This is a genomic window from Portibacter marinus (assembly GCF_021533195.1).
Lineage (GTDB): Bacteria > Bacteroidota > Bacteroidia > Chitinophagales > Saprospiraceae > Portibacter > Portibacter marinus.
The window spans coordinates 155,359-174,654 of record NZ_JAJNKB010000003.1 but is presented as its reverse complement, the minus strand read 5'-3'; the positions used below and the strand labels follow the sequence as shown (position 1 = coordinate 174,654).

The 19,296-nt window shown below is 39.6% G+C and carries 13 protein-coding genes; 2 read left to right on the top strand and 11 right to left on the bottom strand.

The window, feature by feature from the left end; all coding sequences use genetic code 11:
* Window positions 1-59: 59 nt before the first annotated feature.
* The 8 genes from htpG to L2567_RS08375 all read right to left on the bottom strand — a co-directional run bounded on the left by htpG (window position 60) and on the right by L2567_RS08375 (window position 12,567).
* Window positions 60-1,925 carry a molecular chaperone HtpG gene (gene htpG, locus L2567_RS08410; RefSeq protein ID WP_235297312.1) on the bottom strand — a complete coding sequence of 622 codons (1,866 nt, stop codon included), beginning with the start codon at window positions 1,923-1,925 and terminating at the stop codon, window positions 60-62.
* 469 nt (window positions 1,926-2,394) lie between these two features.
* Window positions 2,395-5,073 carry an alpha-L-rhamnosidase gene (locus L2567_RS08405; protein WP_235297311.1) on the bottom strand — a complete coding sequence of 893 codons (2,679 nt, stop codon included), beginning with the start codon at window positions 5,071-5,073 and terminating at the stop codon, window positions 2,395-2,397.
* Window positions 5,074-5,136: 63 nt separating this feature from the next.
* Window positions 5,137-6,744, bottom strand: coding sequence for a tail fiber domain-containing protein (locus L2567_RS08400; protein WP_235297310.1), 1,608 nt, complete (start codon window positions 6,742-6,744; stop codon window positions 5,137-5,139).
* Between the two features lie 42 nt (window positions 6,745-6,786).
* Window positions 6,787-7,416, bottom strand: coding sequence for an Lcl domain-containing protein (locus tag L2567_RS08395; RefSeq protein WP_235297309.1), 630 nt, complete (start codon window positions 7,414-7,416; stop codon window positions 6,787-6,789).
* 225 nt (window positions 7,417-7,641) lie between these two features.
* Window positions 7,642-8,406, bottom strand: a complete 765-nt coding sequence (locus tag L2567_RS08390) for an exodeoxyribonuclease III (RefSeq protein WP_235297308.1) — start codon at window positions 8,404-8,406, stop codon at window positions 7,642-7,644.
* A 1-nt stretch (window position 8,407) separates the two neighbouring features.
* Complete coding sequence (locus L2567_RS08385) at window positions 8,408-9,769, bottom strand: peptidylprolyl isomerase (protein WP_235297307.1); 1,362 nt, start codon at window positions 9,767-9,769, stop codon at window positions 8,408-8,410.
* On the bottom strand, window positions 9,770-10,603 hold the full coding sequence (locus L2567_RS08380) for a peptidylprolyl isomerase (protein ID WP_235297306.1): 834 nt from the start codon (window positions 10,601-10,603) through the stop codon (window positions 9,770-9,772).
* Window positions 10,600-12,567: a peptidylprolyl isomerase gene (locus tag L2567_RS08375; RefSeq protein ID WP_235297305.1), complete on the bottom strand. Its 1,968-nt coding sequence runs from the start codon at window positions 12,565-12,567 to the stop codon at window positions 10,600-10,602. Before L2567_RS08375 ends, L2567_RS08380 begins: the two co-directional genes overlap by 4 nt.
* A 273-nt stretch (window positions 12,568-12,840) precedes the next feature.
* On the opposite strand from L2567_RS08375, the gene L2567_RS08370 reads away from it, so the two are divergent.
* Window positions 12,841-13,752, top strand: coding sequence for an aldo/keto reductase (locus L2567_RS08370; protein WP_235297304.1), 912 nt, complete (start codon window positions 12,841-12,843; stop codon window positions 13,750-13,752).
* Window positions 13,753-13,865: 113 nt separating this feature from the next.
* Here L2567_RS08370 and L2567_RS08365 read toward each other — a convergent pair whose 3' ends face one another.
* The 3 genes from L2567_RS08365 to purD all read right to left on the bottom strand — a co-directional run bounded on the left by L2567_RS08365 (window position 13,866) and on the right by purD (window position 18,340).
* Window positions 13,866-14,492, bottom strand: a complete 627-nt coding sequence (locus L2567_RS08365) for an FMN-dependent NADH-azoreductase (RefSeq protein ID WP_235297303.1) — start codon at window positions 14,490-14,492, stop codon at window positions 13,866-13,868.
* Between the two features lie 167 nt (window positions 14,493-14,659).
* Entirely contained in the window at window positions 14,660-17,071 is a 2,412-nt protein-coding gene (locus L2567_RS08360; RefSeq protein ID WP_235297302.1) for a bifunctional UDP-N-acetylmuramoyl-tripeptide:D-alanyl-D-alanine ligase/alanine racemase, read from the bottom strand.
* On the bottom strand, window positions 17,072-18,340 hold the full coding sequence (gene purD / locus L2567_RS08355) for a phosphoribosylamine--glycine ligase (protein WP_235297301.1): 1,269 nt from the start codon (window positions 18,338-18,340) through the stop codon (window positions 17,072-17,074).
* 301 nt (window positions 18,341-18,641) lie between these two features.
* Between purD and ruvA the strand changes: the two genes are divergently transcribed.
* Window positions 18,642-19,232, top strand: coding sequence for a Holliday junction branch migration protein RuvA (gene ruvA / locus L2567_RS08350; protein WP_235297300.1), 591 nt, complete (start codon window positions 18,642-18,644; stop codon window positions 19,230-19,232).
* Window positions 19,233-19,296: the final 64 nt, after the last annotated feature.

Sequence of the window (19,296 nt, the reverse complement as noted above, 5' to 3'; positions counted from 1 at the left end):
TAGTAAATCCTTAACCAGTCATAGTATACCACTATATTCAGCTCCATCTACACTTGAGGTTAACCAGCATACTCCAAACTCTTCTCAATAAATTTGCTTAGATCTTCACCTTTCAACATGTTTTGATTCAACATAGCCAATTTTCTCAAGTAATCAGCAAATTGCTCTCTTTTGTCTTCACCTTTCATCTTGATCAATTTCTCAGCAACCAACGGATGGTTGGTATTTACGACTACATTGTAACTGTCTGGGAAATCACCCATCCCCATGCCTTGCAATTGTTGCATTTCCTTCATTCTTCTCATAAATTCAGGTTTCGTTAACACGACAGGATGGTCATTTGGTGACAAAGCCTTCAGCTCGATGGTTGATCCTTTTTCATTGACCACCTTTTCAAATATGCCCTTGACCTTTTCCTGCTCCTTGTCACTTAGAACTGACTCTTTGACCTCATCCGTTCTTACTAAATTATCTACGGTATCAGCATCTACTCTTACGAAAGATACATCTTTCAGTTTATACTCTAATTGTTGAATGAAATGGTTGTCAATGACGGTATCAAATTCAAGGACGTCATATCCCGCTTCCTTAGCGGAGTTGATATAGCTGTAATGCTCATCTTTATTGTTAGTATATAAGTGAATTACCTTTCCATCCTTATCTGTCTGATTAGCCTTGATTTTGTCATTGTATTCTTCGAAGGTAAAGTACTCATCATTGACATTTTTCAGTAATGCAAATTTCTCCGCTCGATCATAGAATTTCTCTTCCGATATCATTCCATACTTAACAAATACTGAGATCTCATTCCACTTCGCTTCAAATTCTTTTCTGTCATCCTTAAATAACGAATTTAATTTCTCCGCTACTTTTTTTGTTATGTAGCTAGTGATCTTTTTCACATTTGAATCGGATTGCAAGTACGATCTGGAAACGTTAAGAGGAATGTCCGGAGAATCAATGACGCCATGTAATAATGTCAAAAATTCAGGAACTATCTCTTTTACATCGTCGGTCACATATACCTGGTTCGAGTACAATTGTATCTTGTTTTTTTGTACTTCCAGTGAGTTGTTCAATTTCGGGAAATAGAGAATACCAGTGAGATTGAAAGGATAGTCAATGTTCAAATGAATCCAGAAAAGCGGGTCAGCCGAATATGGATACAAGACTTTATAGAACTTCTTGTACTCTTCATCTTCTATATTGGTTGGAGAATTTTTCCAAAGCGGAGCGACATCGTTTATGATGTTTTCAACTTCAATCTCTTTGCTTTTTCGGTCTTCACCCTCACCTTCCCACTCTGTTTCAGTTCTAGTACCAAAACGAATCGGAAATGGTAAAAATTTGCAGTATTTCTTGAGCAAGTTTTCTATCCTATTCTTGTCAAGAAATTCTTCGCTGTCTTTGCTAATGTGTAAAATGACATCCGTACCTCTGAATTCTTTCTTTGTATTTTCGATTTCGTACTCAGGATTTCCATCACATACCCAACGAACTGGTTTGACTGATTTTTTATACGATTTGGTTACTACTTCTACTTTATCTGCAACCATGAAGGCAGAATAAAAACCGAGTCCAAAGTGACCGATTATCGATGCGTCGTCTTTGTATTTTTTAAGGAAAGACTCAGCCGATGAAAAGGCAACTTGATTCAGATACTTTTTAACCTCAGCTTCTGACATACCAATTCCTCGATCCCTGATGGTCAAGGTTTTTGCATCTTTATCCAAAATAATGTCAATGGTAAGTTCTCCTAAATCTCCATCTATTTCACCTCTAGAACTAAGGGTCTTAAGTTTTGAAGTGGCATCTGTCGCATTGGCCACCAATTCTCTTAAGAATATTTCCTGATCCGAATACAGGAATTTTTTTATAATTGGGAAGATATTCTCGGTTTGTACCGATATATGTCCTTTTTCCATAATTGTTTGATTTTTTTACCCTCTCTAGTTCAAAGCCTGTGCCAGCGAAGGTTTTATGTCAATATGGCACCTTTACAGGAGAAGATGGATCATTGCGGTTGTCAAAATGGCAATATTTTCACACCCTTCGCTTCATTATCTCTTTTAGTCCATTTAGCCCTTTAAGCCCTTTAAGCCCTTTAATCCCTTTAAGCCCTTAGAGAGCTTTGAGCTCTCTAAGGGCTAAGCTAAAAAAAGCTAAGAGCTGCTTCTTAGTGTTATTTTTTATGACAAAGGTTAACAAAAGACAAAAGAAATTTATATGTAAAGAATTTAGCATGTAAAAAATACAAAATATTTGGTAGGATAGTGGTTCTGTTTGGCAAGGTATGTGAACTATCACTTACTGTACAGATAATTAAGGTGAATACTTATTCAAGTATTATAAAAAGGCCGGTTCACTGGGGGGTAGACCGGTCTTTTATTTTTTCTAATTGGCATCCATACGCCAGGTAAAACTATATTTCCCAGAACCAACCTCATATACCGTCTCGCTATTTTCTTTCAAAGAATGAGATAACATGGTTTCTATGCTAGTCTCAGTAGGGATATGAATCGTAGCCGATGTATTGGCAGGAATTTGCACACTGTATTGAATGGTTTGATCTGCTATTTTCCATTGTGATTTGATCTCACCTCTAATAGATTGATATGCAAGACGCACTTCTGTTAATCCACCTCCAGGGTGTGGACTCAAATAAAAATGCTTAAATCCGGGTTGTTTCGGATCAGATTTCAATCCGGCAACATACTCATATAGCCACTCACCTATAGCACCGTAGGCATAATGATTAAAACTATTCATTCCCACATTTTGAAAACTACCATCAGGCTTCTGTCCATCCCATCTTTCCCAAATCGTTGTCGCACCTTGAGTAATAGGATACAGCCAAGAAGGATATTCCTTCCTATTCAATAACATGAATGCCAAATCTTCCCTACCAACGTTGCATAGTGTCTGACAAAGTAAAGGCGTACCAAGAAAACCAGTCGTTAGATGACCAAATTTACTGACATCTTCAGCCAGATATCGGCCGGCCTTTTCAGCCAAGACCTCAGGCAATAAGTCAAAAGCCAATGCTAGTGCGTAAGCCGTTTGTGTATGGGAAACCAATCTGCCGTTAGGTGTGACAAACTCTTGATTAAATGCTTCCTTGACTGAATCCGAAAGATCAGTAAAGTACAATGCATCCTGCTCTTTGCCCAGCACATGCGCGATTTTCCCTAGTAAGCCAGAACTATAGCTATAATAAGCGGTGGCGATCAGGTCTTTTTCCGTTGTGGCTCCCGGATAATCTGACCTGGTAGTCGCAAAGGCCAACCAATCACCGAAGTGTTGATCGCCACTCCAGATATGGTTTTCTCCTGCTCTTGATTTCATATATTCTACCCACTGCTTCATCTCTTCATAACTGCTTTCTAAAATGCGTTCGTCACCATATATTACATAATTGGTCCATGGTATAATAATGACTGCATCTGCCCATCCAGTGGCTCCTCCTCTTCCCTTCAACACATCAGGAATGACATGTGGAATAACACCGTTGTCTTTTTGATCTGCTTCAAAGTCTTTCATCCACTTCGTATAAAATGCTGCCACATCAAAATTATAAGCAGCTGTTTTCGCAAAAACCTGGGCATCTCCCGTCCATCCCATTCGCTCATCTCTTTGTGGACAATCGGTAGGTACATCCAGGAAATTTCCTTTTTGTCCCCATTTTATATTATGCTGTAGTTGATTAATCATTTTATCCGAGCAGCTAAATTCCAAAGCAGGTTCCATCGCTGAATGGATGACCACACCAGTGAAGTGCTTTGGATTAAGGGAGCCCTCAAAACCTATCACCTGTACATATCGGAAACCATGAAAAGTAAAAGTCGGCTCATAGACCACCTCATCGTCGCTGGACAATATGATGATATCTGTCGCTTCTGCCGCTCTCAAATTATCAGTGTAAAAATTTCCGTCACTATCTAGAACTTCCGCAAACTTCAGTCGGATGGTATCTCCTGCATTGCCCTTGACTTTCATCTTGACCCATCCTACCATGTTTTGACCCATGTCCAAAACCTTTTCACCTTTGGGGGTGATAAATGTGTTAACTGGTTTCAGTTCTTCTATGGCTTTAACGGGAACACCACTGCTGGCAACCAGATGTTCCTTCGATGAATCGATCACTTCTGCATGATTCCAGTCTTCTTGAAAATCTGGTTTCGACCAACCTTCAATGGAATGACCAAAATCAAACCATTCACCATTATAAATATCTGATTTCAATATTGGACCATTGGAAACACTCCATGTTCCATCGGAATTAATGACCTCCATAGAATCATCTTCGTAAATAATCTCAAGTTGAGCTAGCAAAGCCCTTCTTTTACCATAGTAATCATTCTGATCTTGCCATCCAATGAAACCTCTGTACCATCCATCGCCTAAAACACCGGCAATAGTGTTGGTCCCTTTCAACATATCGGTGACGTCGTATACCTGATATTGGGTATGGTGATTGTAACTGGTCCAACCAGGTGTAAACAATTGATCACCTACTTTTTCGCCATTGATATACAACTCATACAGCCCCATAGCGCTTGCATATAAACGAGCACTTTTGACCTTCCTATCGGTATTGAAATCCTTTCTTAGATAAATGGATGGTCTGGAACCGTCGATCTTTTCTTCGCCTTCCATGCTAATCCAATCTGCAGTCCACGCCTCAGGTTGCAATAATCCCATCTCAAAAAAGGCCACTTCACTCCATTCTGATGTATTGTCGGTTTTGTCCCAAACTCGGACTTGCCAGTATTTTCGATCTCGGGAATTTAATTCGGGTGCGCTGCAGACAACATTGACCGACTCGGAAGACTCCACTTTCCCCAAACTAGAACCCGGACGTGTTAGAGCCTCCTTATTATCTGCAATTCGAATTTCATAGGCTGATTGTATGATATTTTCTTGATCGGACTGGATTTTCCAGCTCAATCTCGGCTCTTTAACATCTATACCTACAGGATTTTTCTTGTATTCACAGACAAGATCGACTGCTTGTAACTGGGCCAGAGTTAAATTGACCACAAGTGCGCAAACAAAAGTAAAGACGAACTTCATAATTGGGAAATTTAAATTCCTAAGTTATAAAATTCTTTTTAGCATGGGAAATGTTGCGTCAGCTTAGGGCAATTGTGGTTTGACACGATTTTCCACTTCCGAGATCCTTGCATCCATAGCTGAAACCACTTCCTGGTATTGAGATAACAAAACTTGCTGCTGAGCAATGATTGCTTCCTGCTCTTTGACTTTTTTAGATAATTCCTGTATGGCTTTAATGGCCTGAACCGTAAATTCTGCATATCTAAGCCCGTAAACACCTTCTTCAGAATCAGGCTTATCGACACCACTAAACTCAAAATCGCAATCAGCTGCTGCCTGTTCCACTTCCTGAGCGATAAATCCTGTGTATCTGATGGATGATTTTTGATCCAACTCACTCGACAATTTATCGGTGTTAAATCCTCTTTTTTCGTGCAATTTATGAGCGTCATAATGATAGGTCACTGGTCGCAGTTTCTCAATAAACTCAAGTCCCGAAACATCTTCCTTAATATCCGATTTGAAACGCCCGTCAGAAGTGGCTGTAAAATTAACAGCACCCGTAATAGATAAGATAGCTGCATTTCCCAGCACTACAGAGTTGTCAATGCCGGAAGAGGCTTGATATCCCAGAACGATCCTGTTATTTCTATCTCCTGCAGATAAATTGGCCTCAGAACCGATGATAACGTTGCCGTTGTTGGTTGTCGCACTGCCAGATCCGTTTAAGTCTGCATTCCAACCTACTACCACATTATCTGACCCCTGTCTGTTACTCTCTCCGGCCATAGCGCCCATGTAGGTATTTCGATCACCGCCTGAATTATCATTTAATCTATCATTTTGATAGCCGGCGCCATATCCTACAAAAGTATTTCCATGACCGTCAGCATTGCTAATTCCGCTCCCATAGCCTACGAAAGTGTTGGCCATTCCATTGTCATTATTACCTCCTGCACCACTTCCTAAAAAAGTATTGGCACTAACCAGATTGCTGTAACCTGCTTTAAATGATCCCGTGTAAGTCATGTCATATCTAGTTCCTATAACTGCGGTAACTTCATCGACTACGGTCGTCGAGTATTTACCACCCATGAAAGAGTTCCCACTTCCTACCTCGTTGAAATAGCCTACATCCTTTCCAATGAATGTGTTACTGCTGCCAGTAGTATTATTAATTCCCGCATGATGACCTATAAAGGTGTTGGATGAGCCCTCTGTATTATCGTATCCGGCACGATATCCGACAAAAGTATTAAAGTTAGCGTTAATGGTATGGTATCCAGCCTCTGATCCCAGAAAGACACCCTGCCTACTAAAAGTACTATTGAAACCAGATTTGAAACCTATGAAAACATTATCACCATTGGCCTCCTGTACTAATCCTGCTTGTGATCCTATAAATACACTTTCTCTTGCTGATCGAATATTATACCCTGCTTTGAATCCGATAGCTACAATGTCATCCCCGGAAATGGTCGAGTTAGGTTTTCCTCTACCTGCGGCAAATCCAAAAAAAGAGTTGTTATCTGTGTTGATCACAAGTGCACCTGTACTGTCCCCGAAGTAGGAGTTAAAATTGGCTCCGCTGAGGTTAGATCCGGCATCGTCTCCCTGAATTTCACTCCAAGATTGACCGATGACAGATAGGCTTAACAACATGATGGATATAGTTAGTACGATTTTCATTTATTGTGATTTTATGTCAATGTTGTAGATTTAAAAAATCGGCTATTTTTTGCGCACACATCGGCAGTTGTGATCAACAGCCATGTCTTTATTATCGGGATCAGGTCCGCCGTAATCTAACCTTTGTGTGTAGGCACTGGTCGCGTCTGCTTCTGTGGAGCTCCAATATTTGGCAGATTCCGTTTGAGACAAGCCTTTAATTAGGTAGGATTGCTTGTACATCGCATCTAATAACAGTTTAGAAGGTAAAAACCAGTCGTCATAACCGAATGCAATCAAATTGTTGCATGTCTGTTGAGCATCGGTCCAATTCACACCGATTCCACTGTCAGTAGGGTGGACTTCTACGATCCCCCCTTGAAATTGGATAGGAATCGGCATGTCAGTTTCTGGAACACTTTCTATCTTCAGTTCCTTCCAAAGCCCACTTTGTGAAAACCAAAAACTACTGGTTGTAATATCATAGACCATCAGTCCATTAGCAGGTGTGAAAATGGCTTGTCTTTGAGATGTACTCAATCGCGGAATTAAAACTCCTTTGTCGGTGGATTGAATATCAAGCATAGCTGAAACGTTTGGTCGATTACCATTTGAACTGATAGCAATTTGAGCTTGTGAAATCAAGCTCAGCAGAACACAGCATACCAAAAAATTCAATTTAAAGATTTCCATAATATTTTAGAATTACCATTTCTAAATTTAATGGAATGATGCATCAAAGTCATTGGTGGGTGAGTGGCTCGTAGGAATCAATGACTGTATGGTAAGGATAAAAGAGTACATGGTGATCTTAATGTGACAATAATAAACCTATATAGAGGCTTACTCCATTGAAAATTGACACCATTTACATTGTTAAATAGAAATAGCTCACCATATGATCCATGATGAGTTGGTTTAAAACGAAAGTTCCAACAGTACTGGGCAGTGATCGCTTCCCATGATTTCAGTTTGAATATCTGCGGCTACGATATGATCACGTAATCGCTCATCAACCAAAAAGTAGTCTAATCTCCAACCTACATTCTTGGCACGAGCGCCAAATCGTACACTCCAAAAGCTATATTTTACTTCATCAGGGTGCAAAAATCTAAAGGAATCTATAAATCCCACATCAAGTAGACCAGACATTCCATCTATTTCTACCTGTGTATAGCCGGAGGTCTTATTATAGTTTGATTTTGGTCTGGCCAGGTCAATGGGTTGATGGGCTACATTGAAATCGCCGGTCACGATTACGGGCTTATTTTCTCTCTGATCACTAAGGTAGGATGCGAAATCTTTGTCCCATTCTGCTCTATAATCCAACCTTTTCAGCCCTGCACCTGCATTGGGAACATAGACATTGACAAGAGAGAATTGTTCGAACTCTGTCGTAATGACCCTACCTTCCTGAATGTGTTGCTCAATTCCAATTCCGACAGATATATTTTGAGGAGCTTCTCTAGATAGAGTAGCAACACCAGAATAACCCTTTTTCACTGCCGAACGGCTATTGATAACCATTTCATCCAGATCTGAAAGCGCCTTCTCTACCTGATCATCTTGTGCTTTGGTTTCTTGAAGGCAATAAATGTCTGCACCAGATGACTTTATTTCACTAATTAAATCCTTTTTGACTGCAGCTCTTACACCATTGACATTCCACGAAATAATCTTCATACTATTGTTCTTGTGAAGCCAGCCAACCACTTATATTGCCACAATCAGAGAAAGAGCTGTCTACTTCCATGTATGTACTGTTCAGTTTAGAGATGATCCATTCATTGAAGTATTCATTTTTTTTGCTTTCAATCGCAAATTCTCTCAACCGCGAATAGTCCTGTTTAAGATTCGCAATGTGTGGTTTCGTCTTGGATTCAAGCAAAACAATTCTAAACATAGGATCTCCTTTTCTGTCTTGATATTCAATGGGTGCTGATACATCTCCTACTTCAAGATCTTCAATGGCAAAATATATTTCTGGTGGCAGATCATTGGTACTGTAAAATGTAGTATTGGTCTGAGGGTTCGTCATCCTTCCGTTATTATTATAGGACTCAACCTTCTCGTTTCCATACTTTTTCACAGCTGCGCTGAAGCTGATAGAGTCTTGCATGATCAAATTACCGATGCTATCCAGGAACATTTTAGTTCTCTCCAGGTCGGCTTCTGTTACCTCAGGGGTGATCAAAATATGTCTGGTTTTAATGAGATTACCTCTTCTGCCCAGAGCTTGTATCAGGTGATAACCAAATTCTGATTTCACAATTTCAGAGATTTCGTTATCTGCCAAATTATAGGCAACCGCTTCGAACTCAGGAACGAAACTTCCTCTTTTGGTCCACCCCAGTTCTCCACCTTTAGACCCTGAGCCCAGGTCGTCTGAAAATTTAAGCGCAAGTTCTGCAAAATCAGCACTATCGTTGACGATCATTTGTCGGTATTTCAACAAACGCTCATAAGCTTCATCTTTAGATGCGTCACTTGCTTCCGGCTTAATCACGATTTCTGCTAACTCAACCTCTGCATTTAAAAGCGGAAGTGAATCTTTGGGTATAGATTCGTAAAAAGCTTTTACTTCTTCAGGACGAATATTGACGCTATTGATGATTTGTGATTGCATTCTTTCTGAAAGCAATTGATTTCGTAATTCTTCTCGCATACCTTCCTTGACTTCCTCGATCGACTGACCGTAATAATCTTCGAAAAAGGCTTCATCATTACCCATCTGGCCCAATATATTATCGATACGGAATGTCAATTGGGCTTCAACTTCATCATCTCCCACAGCGATGCTATCTAATTTTGCCTGGTGAACCATCATTTTCTGGGCAATGATGCTTTCTAAAACTTCACATTTAGACTCCGGTACAGCTGAAGGTTGTGACTGCTTGATATAGGCATATTGTTTCTCAACATCGGAGAGCAAAATGTACTCACTTCCTACTTTGGCAACGACCTTATCGATGACCTTGCTTTGTAATTGAGCACTTCCACTGATTGCAAAGGCCGTAATGACCAAAAGTGTTAACAAATACCTCATTTATATATTAATTTTGACATTGTTATTATTTGAATATTTCTCATAGAGATTCTCCATGAGTTGGTCAAGCAATTCAGTTTGGCGTTTATGTAAAATAACCTTTTTTGCCTGATCTTCAATATAGCTTAACGGAGCTAAATTGTTTTTGTCTTCATATTCGGTCACTTTTATGAAATATTTAAAGTCTCCTGAGCTTTTACTTTTTGCTTCCTTACTTTTGAGTGTTGCATATGACCACATATTTTTCGGTATCAAGGCGTTGATGTCTTTCCACGTATACCATTGATCGTCCAGCAATTTAAGTTCGAAATTAGACTCATCCACCAGGGCAAGCTTCTCATATTCTTTTTCTTTCCACATCTTGTCCAATTCTTCAAATCGTTCGGTTTCCTGACTGATTTTAAAGAGGAAGCATTTCAAAATGGGCTCATCAAGATTATATTGACTTTTGTGTTCTTCATAATAAGACTCTAATTGGGCATCTGTAATGGTTGTATCTAGTTCCTGTTCAACCAGTTGTTGTTTATAAGTCATCAGAATCAAGGAGGATCTATAATCATTCACCATTTTTTGAATGTCAAGATCGGCAGGAATATTTCGCTCTGCCTCATGCATTAAAATGGCATCTCGTGCCCATTGCTCTACTATAGAGTTCGCATACAATAGGCTGTCTTCAGGTGACGACTCCGTTTGAAGAAGTGGTTGAATATCCGATAACCTCAGTGTCTGATCGTATACTGATGCAAGAATCGAATCCTCCGGATCCTCATGATCTTGTTGGACCCCACAAGCTGTAACACTTAGTAAAACGATATATATGATGCCTAATCTCAATCCCTGATCAATTTATCCAACACTTCTTCATTGACCTTAATTTCGTATTGTCGTTCCAAACTTTCTATCCATTCTTTGTCAAGACTGTCCTGATAATCAGCGATAATATATCCACGAGCATCTTTTAAAGTTTTCGGAGTGGCTGGATAGATCTTAGTTATCTTTCTCAGCTTTGCAGTATTCGATTTGCTATCGTATCGTTCATCTGAAATGGCACCCTCTTTCCAATTGATTCCTGCAACATCCAGATCACCTCTTTCATGTGTAGAAGATCTGTAAGTGACTGGTGTCTCTTGTGAGTGAAACTTCTCTACAACTTCTTCTCCCGAGTGCTTTTTAAAATACTTGCTGATTTTCTTGATCAACTTTTTATCCTCAGTGATGACCAACAAAGTTTCCATGTCTGCTCTTTCTTTCCACATGTAGTCATCCTTGTTTTCTTCATAGAATTCACGAAGGCCTGCAGTATCTTGAGAGGCCTTGTCCCAGACATTGATCTTAGTGGCTTCAAACAGCAAAATCCCTTCACGGTATTCCCTCATTAATGCACCAAATTCAGGGTACTTTTGTTCCAAGTTAGCTTCTTCATATTCCATGGCCTGTTCACGAACGTAGTCATTATACAATTCCATCACAGATGCTTCTAAAGGTGCAGACTTGCTGAAACGCAACCTCTTTCTTGTATTCTTCCTGGCTTCATTTGCAAATATACCCATGGAGTAATCTTGACCCCCAAGTGTAAATAATGTTCCGCTGACACCTTGAGGGATCTGCCATTTGTAAGAATAAAAAGTCTCATCAAGGCTGTCAATAAACTGCTGTAACAGCTCTGTATTCTCAGTAAATCCGGCCATTTCTTTGATGTCCTCTATCATTTGATCTTTAGCTAATTGATAACGATCATCTTGTTTGATGTCTGCCTGGATTCTTCTTCTTACCTGATCGTAAGGTTCCCTTTCGGGTTTATCCAGGCGCTTGATGATATGCCATCCAATACTGGTTTCGACCGGTTCACTGATATCGCCGTCATTTTTCAATGCATAGGCTGCATCTTCAAAATTGTTTTCATAGGTACTTATCCCAAATACACCGATATCACCTCCTTTGTCCTTAGAATTACTGTCTTCAGAGTATTGCCTTGCCAATTGAGCAAAATCACCACCTTTTTGCAGTACATTATAAAGGCTATCTGCTAATTCTTTCACACCTTCGGCCGGTTGGCCATTTTTCTTTTTTCTCAATAGAATATGAGCTGCGTGCATTTGACCTCTTGCCGGCCTTTTGTCTATTACTTGTACCAGATGAAAACCTACGTTTGACTTCAAAGGTTCTGAAACTTCACCCGGCTCCAACTGGTACATTGCATTCTCAAACTCGTAATAACCATTGGGAAGCATCGCAGTTAAGTAATTGAGTTCTCCGCCATTTAATCGGGTAGTGGCATCCTCGCTCGCTACCTTAGCTACTTCAGCAAAATTTTCCCCACCATGAATACGCTCAGCAATAGATTCAATTTTCTGTCTCGCTTCTTCCACCTGATCATCAGTCGCTCTGGAAGGCACTTTTACAACAATATGTCTGACTTTAACATCATATGCCTGCCGATCGTAAACCTCTCTTACCAGGTCCTCGGAAACTTCCTTATCTGTTAAATAGGAATCTGCCAGTTGCTTTCGATATCCTGCCAGTTCATTGATCAGTTCTGGAATGGTATCCAGCTTCATGTCCCTGGCTTTCTGTACTTTAAGTTTGAATTTTTTATATAGATCGAGGTATTCTTCTACGCTTTCTCTGCTATAGTCCGCCTCGTCTCCGTTATTCTTATTGTAGATGTAATTAAACTCAGAAACAGTAACTGGCTTACCCTCTACCGTAAACAAAACTTCATCATTGTTTTGCGCATAAAGCCCTGCTACTCCTAGTATACATAGGACGCCAGCCCATAAATTTCTCACTCTTGTCATTTCTAACCTGATTGGTTTCCAAATAAAGCTGCAAAAATAGTAAAATAATGCAGTATTCTCAATAGGGTAAAACGTAAGTAGTATCAAGGATTATTGCCTATATTAAGCTATGTTTGAAATGCATTTCAAATACTCAAATCAATTCAAAGAAATAGAAACAGTCCAATGGTGACATGATCTAATTTCTATCAATCTACCAAACTGACCTGATGATCCGATTGTTAGAATTAAACGAGCAAGGATATGCCTTGTAAATAGAACTGAAATAAAATTATGAAAAGAAGAAGTGCCATAAAAGCCATTACCCTGATGGCTGGAGCGAAAGTGCTCAATCCATTTCAATATCCGATCGAATATTCAATGACCAGGCGTGTCATACCTTCATCAGGTGAATTATTACCTGTACTTGGAATAGGCACATGGCAGACCTTCGATGTTGGTCAAGATCAAGACAAGAAAAAGGAGCTTACATCTGTGCTAAAGAAAATGAATGAAATGGGTGGTGCAGTGATAGATAGCTCTCCGATGTATGGAAAGTCTGAAGAGGTTGTGGGAGATTTGACAAATCAGCTCAGTTTCAGCGACGAGTTTTTCTACGCTACGAAAGTCTGGACTACTGGGAAACAGAGTGGCATCAATCAGATGAAAAGATCTTTTGAATTGATGAGAAGGAAGACTATGGACTTAATGCAGATTCATAACCTCGTAGATTGGGAGGTTCATATGAAAACGCTCAAAGAATGGAAGGAAGAAGGTAAAATCAGATATTGGGGTATTACTCATTATACAAATGCTTCCCATAAAAGTCTTGCCACAATTATTAGAAAAGAAAATCCAGATTTTGTTCAGTTTAACTACGCCATCAATGATCGCCATGCAGAAGACCATTTACTTGGAGTTGCCAAAGACCATGGAACGGCAGTCATCATCAATCGACCATTCGGCGGAGGAGGGCTGTTCAGTTGGGCCAGAAATAAATTGTTACCGGAATGGTGTAAAGATCATGAGATCCATTCTTGGGCTCAATTTTTTTTAAAGTACATCATTGCTCATCCTGCAGTGACATGTGTTATTCCCGGAACCGGGAAATTGGAGCATGCTATAGATAATTTGAAAGCTGGTTATAAAGTGACAGAGGGTCAGGAATTTCAGAAAAAATTATTGGCAACCTTTAATAGCTTATGAATCCAATTTTCATGAATGGGTATGTAGAATTGACCTTCTCTTACCCTCAACATGTCCTTATCTAAGAAAGTAGCAGGATAAAAGAAGGTCATATTGAAAAAAAGATTAAACTATCAGATTCGCGCCACTATTTTTTCTGCAGCATCTACAGCTCCTTGCGTCACCATTTGCTTTACTTCTTCTGTATAGTTCATAGGTCCTGCAGTGATAAATTCGATGTCTGTAATGCCTACGAATCCAAAAATAGCACGAATATAAGGCTCTATAAAATTCAGAGCGTTCATAGGAGAACCAGGTGAATAATCTCCACCAGTTGAACAAATACAAACCATTTTTTTCTGGGTCACCAAACCAATAGGAACGCCTTGCTCATTGTATCTGAATAGATAGCCAGGTTGAACAATGGCATCTATGTATGCCTTCAGCGCATGAGGAATGGTAAAATTCCAGAGTGGAATGGTGAGTAAATAATAATCAGCTTCTAAGAAATCGGAAATTAAAGCTTCTACTTTTTTCCATTGTTCATTATCCTTTTGAATCCCATTTTGTCCTGCCATAATCGCATACTTCACTTCAGCGCTGTGTTCTGCCACCTTTGGAATCTCATCAAAAAAAGGATTGATTTCCTTGATTTCTAGGTCCGAAAATTTGCTGGAAAGATCGTTTATGAAAGCTTTTGAAATGGGTAGGGTGTTACTCTTTTCTCCGCGCGGAGTTGCTACGACATGTAGTAATTTCATTGTTTTAGGTTTATTTATGAATAATCTCACCTCAAACAACAAGAGAAATATACAACGTATTAGAACTGTATATTCTGGGATTGACTGCAGTCAGTCAATTTGTAATTTGGGGCTAGGTAAATATATTAAATTTTGTAAATTTTAATAGTACTGAATATATAAATCTATTATTCCCTACTAAAAATGCGATGAACCCTTGTGGATATTCTGGTCAAAATTTCATAGGGTATCGTACTACATGCCTTTGCTAGATTTTCTATCGGCCATTCCTTCCCGAAGATAATAACCTCATCTCCTATTTTGCAGTCTATGTTGGTGAGATCGATCATACACATATCCATACAGACATTGCCTAATATCTTGGCAGCTTTATCATTGACCAAAACCGCATAATTTTCGTTACCTGCATTTCTGGGAAGTCCATCGGCATAACCGATATTGATAGTCCCAATGTTTAAGGGAGTGGCTACACGATGCATCCTATTGTATCCCACAGACTCGCCCTTCCCAACTTCTTTTATTTGTGCTATCTTAGTCTTCAAGGTTTGTACTTTAAGCAATCTTCTATCTAGATTTTGATCAGAAGTTAAACCGTGTAAACCGATTCCCAATCTTACCATTTCGAATTGATATAGCTGAAAGCGTGATATTCCGCTTGAATTGAGAATGTGACGATCAGGTTGATAGCCTATGGCTTTACAAATATTCTTATAAGCTTCTGAAAATCTTTCCACTTGTTCATGTGAAAACAAATCTAATTCCGGGTCGTCGCTGCCTACCAAATGAGTAAAGATGGTAGCCACTTTAAGGAGATTTTGCGCTCTTAAGAATTGAACTAGAGCTTCGTGATCCGCCTCAGCAAAACCCAATCTATGCATACCTGTTTCAATCTTCAGGTGAACGGGAAATGCCTTTTGGTCAACGTATGTCGTAAAATTATGCAATTGTTCTAGACTGTAAATTTCAGGCTCAAGTTTAAACTTGACCATAGATTCAAACCCGGATTCCTCCGGATTCATCACCATAATAGGAGTATCAATTCCTGCCTTGCGAAGTTCAATACCTTCATCTACATAGGCCACGGCGATATAATCTACCCTCTGATAGGCTAGAAATCGTCCCAATTCTTTACTACCGCTTCCATATCCTGAGGCTTTTAAAACAACCATTAACTTGGTTTCAGGTTTTAACAGAGAGCGATAGACCATTAGGTTGTGTCGCATCGCCTCCAAATCAATTTCGAGAATGGTTTGATGTACTTTTATAGAGAGTCTATTGAATACACGCTCCAGATTGAATCTTCTGGCTCCCTTGATCAGGATATTCTCGTTGCTGAAACTTAAGTTGTCCATATTTTGAAGCAACTCCTCCGTATTTTCAAAGTGATTAGCTTCGCCTTTAAATTCAATGTGTTGAAGCTGGTTCCCAACCGTTATTAACCGGTCGATCTGATGCCGCTTAATCAATTCAATCAGCCTTGAATTTATGACTGCAGGTGACAAATTAGATTCTTCTATCTGTGATAAAATGAGCGTATTTTTATGTCTTTTCTGCTGCTGTTGCAAAACTTGTAAAGCAGAAGATAGTGCGTCAAGATCACTGGTATAGGAATCGTTGATTAAAAAACAATTATTGATTCCTTGTTTCATCTCAAGCCGCATTTTTAACGCTTTCAGTTCACCAGTCGGAGGATTTTTGATACCCAACTCTAATGCAGTGATAATCGCGAAGGTGGCATTGGTCAATGAAATGAGGTCTTGGAAAGGTATTTTGTAAGTGTGTTGATTGATAGTAATGGCAGAACCTTCGAAACGAACTTGATAAGTGGCTTCTGAACTGGAAGTTGACCAAGTAATGAGGTTTGCCTGATGATCTGTTAATTCATGATGTATTTCTTCATGATCGAGGCAATAAATAATCTTACTACAATTCTCAAATAACTTTAGCTTTTCCTTAATTTTTTCTAATCGATCTTGAAATCCTGCGCTATGTGCTTCACCTATATTGGTAAAAATACCAATCTGCGGTTGAATGATTTTTTCAAGATAAACCATTTCTCCACTTCCTGAAATGCCTGCTTCGAACAATCCCAGATTATGATGGAGATCTGTCTTGAGCACTGAAAGCGGAACACCGATTTGCGAATTGTAACTTCCTGGACTGCGTATGACACTAAATGACGATTCGCATAACTGATGAATCCATTCTTTAACGATGGTTTTACCATTGCTTCCTGTAATGCCAATGGTCTTCAATGGGTATCGGTTTCTATGGTGAATAGCCAACAACTGAAGTGCTTCGACAACACTGGGCACTAGTATGAAATTGGCATCCGAATAGGTTTCAATATTAATGGCTTTAGAAATCAGGAAATTCCGTGTACCCAGATGTTGATAAGCATTTTGGATGTATTGGTGGCCATCTGCATTTTGACCATCGATGGCTAAAAAGAGTGCAGCAGGTCCATAATTTCCTCTGCGCGTATCAAAAAAGAGATCACTCACTTCATAGGGAAATAAATGGTCATTCAGTAAATTACCGTTGACGATGGAATTTAATTCATGGACATTGTATTTCATCTACAAGTCAAAACCAATATCTCGCCTAAAATATTTTCCATCAAATTTTATTTTTTCAGCGTTTCTTTTGGAAATTTCCAAAGCTTCTTCCTTGCTTTCTGCAAGTGATGTAATGGCCATCACCCGTCCTCCATTCGTCAATGTTTTACCCTCCTTTTCTGTTGTTCCCGCATGAAACACAATACTATCTTCTATTCCCAGGTGACCGGTGATGGTCTTTCCTTTTTCATAATTTTCGGGATAACCGCCACTGACCAGCATAATGGTAGAGGCGGCCTCTTCTTTGATGTCAATGTTGGCATTATTAAGCTTTCCTTCACTCAGATCAATGAATGTTTGGAGTAGATCAGATTTGATTCGAGGTAGCACGACTTCAGTTTCAGGATCGCCCATCCTAACGTTGTATTCAATAACAAAGGGCTCTTCGCCTACTTTAATCATTCCGATAAACACGAAACCTTTATAATCCATGGCTCTGGCCTCCAAGCCCCTGACTGTTGGTTCTACCACCTTTTTGATCACTTTCTGGTAAAAAGCATCTGTGATAAATGGCACTGGAGAAACGGCACCCATGCCGCCAGTGTTTAAGCCGGTATCTCTTTCACCGATGCGTTTGTAATCCTTAGCGATGGGTAAGACTTTGAAATCTTTACCATCTGTCAGCACAAATACTGAGAACTCAATACCGTCCAGAAAATCTTCGATAACAATCGTAGAACTGGCCTTCCCAAACTGACCGTCAAGCATTTCCCCAAATGCAATGGTGGCATCTTGATGGTTATCAATAATCAAAACACCTTTACCACCTGCAAGTCCATCCGCTTTCAATACAATAGGGGGTGTTTGTTTTTTGATAAACTCGATACCTTCATCCTTCGTTTCGGCTGTGAATTCACCATAAGCAGCTGTAGGCACATTAAATTCCGCCATGAATTCTTTTGCAAAAGCTTTAGATCCTTCCAGTGTAGCGCCTTCCTGTGCAGGACCTACGATATGGATATTTCGCAATTCTTTTTCATTTCTGAAATAATCTGTGATACCGGCCACTAGTGGGGCTTCAGGTCCCACGATGACGATATTGATCTTTTTTTCTAAGCAAAAATCCTTGACTTGATTAAAATGGAGTGGATCGATTGGTACATTTTCACCATGTAGTTTGGTGCCGGCATTACCCGGTGCGATAAATAATTGGCTACATTTTGGACTTTGACTGATTTTCCATGCAAAGGCGTGTTCGCGTCCGCCGTTTCCGAGGATGAGTACATTCATAACGTTGGTATAAAATTTCGTAGCGCGAAGATAAGGAATTATGGCGATCACAAAGATCATAAAAATGAATCCATAGGGACTGTTAAGTTTAGTAGGCCCGGGCCTTGTTAGTCTAGTGGCCTGCCTCTGGTAAATTGATTTGCCAGCTGAAAGCAAACATTTAGTCCTTTGCTTGAATCATACCAATAAATTGACAAGTCCCAAAACAGAATTACACTTCGATCTGCCTTCCATCCATCACGTATCCTTCTTGGCACACATATTGCAATAAATCATAATATGTTTAAATTCAAATGAGCCTATGTACGCCTATATCCAAGGAAAAATAACCCATAAAACACCTACTGAGGTTTACCTCGAGAATCATGGAGTAGGCTACCACCTGCACATTTCCCTCAATACCTACGCAGATATCGAAAATCTAAACGAAGTACAACTCTTCACCCATTTTTACGTGAAAGAAGATGTTCAGACCCTCTATGGATTTTCGTCTAACGAAGAGAAGAACATTTTTCAACTTCTCATTTCTGTTTCGGGAATCGGACCCAATACTGCAAGAATTGTTTTATCCGGAATGAGAGCAGAAGATGTGCAGAAAGCCATTGTCCATGAAGACGTCGTCACCTTCAATAAAGTCAAGGGAATCGGGCCGAAAACAGCCAAGCGCATCATCCTGGATTTGAAGGATAAAGTCATCAAAACCGTCGACGAACAATTGATTTCTTCGGGACCAACTCACAATACGAACCAAAATGAAGCGTTATCTGCATTAATTGCTTTAGGGTTCCCCAAGAAAAGTGTTGAAAAATTACTCGAGAAAGTCATCAAAAGGTCAGATTCTGACCAAAATGTGGAGCAATTGATAAAAGAAGTATTAAAGCAACTGAGATAATTGAAGCGAACACACGCTAAATCGAAATTTTGGCGTTATGGTAACGTATTAAATGAAATTGAAT

Excerpts from the sequence above, each read along its gene's own strand:
- L2567_RS08385 (WP_235297307.1), bottom strand. The coding sequence starts at position 9,769 with ATGAGGTATTTGTTAACACTTTTGGTCATTACGGCCTTTGCAATCAGT.
- purD (WP_235297301.1), bottom strand. The coding sequence starts at position 18,340 with ATGAATGTACTCATCCTCGGAAACGGCGGACGCGAACACGCCTTTGCA.
- L2567_RS08395 (WP_235297309.1), bottom strand. The coding sequence starts at position 7,416 with ATGGAAATCTTTAAATTGAATTTTTTGGTATGCTGTGTTCTGCTGAGC.
- L2567_RS08360 (WP_235297302.1), bottom strand. The coding sequence starts at position 17,071 with ATGAAATACAATGTCCATGAATTAAATTCCATCGTCAACGGTAATTTA.
- L2567_RS08370 (WP_235297304.1), top strand. The coding sequence starts at position 12,841 with ATGAAAAGAAGAAGTGCCATAAAAGCCATTACCCTGATGGCTGGAGCG.
- htpG (WP_235297312.1), bottom strand. The coding sequence starts at position 1,925 with ATGGAAAAAGGACATATATCGGTACAAACCGAGAATATCTTCCCAATT.
- L2567_RS08365 (WP_235297303.1), bottom strand. The coding sequence starts at position 14,492 with ATGAAATTACTACATGTCGTAGCAACTCCGCGCGGAGAAAAGAGTAAC.
- L2567_RS08405 (WP_235297311.1), bottom strand. The coding sequence starts at position 5,073 with ATGAAGTTCGTCTTTACTTTTGTTTGCGCACTTGTGGTCAATTTAACT.
- ruvA (WP_235297300.1), top strand. The coding sequence starts at position 18,642 with ATGTACGCCTATATCCAAGGAAAAATAACCCATAAAACACCTACTGAG.
- L2567_RS08390 (WP_235297308.1), bottom strand. The coding sequence starts at position 8,406 with ATGAAGATTATTTCGTGGAATGTCAATGGTGTAAGAGCTGCAGTCAAA.
- L2567_RS08400 (WP_235297310.1), bottom strand. The coding sequence starts at position 6,744 with ATGAAAATCGTACTAACTATATCCATCATGTTGTTAAGCCTATCTGTC.
- L2567_RS08375 (WP_235297305.1), bottom strand. The coding sequence starts at position 12,567 with ATGACAAGAGTGAGAAATTTATGGGCTGGCGTCCTATGTATACTAGGA.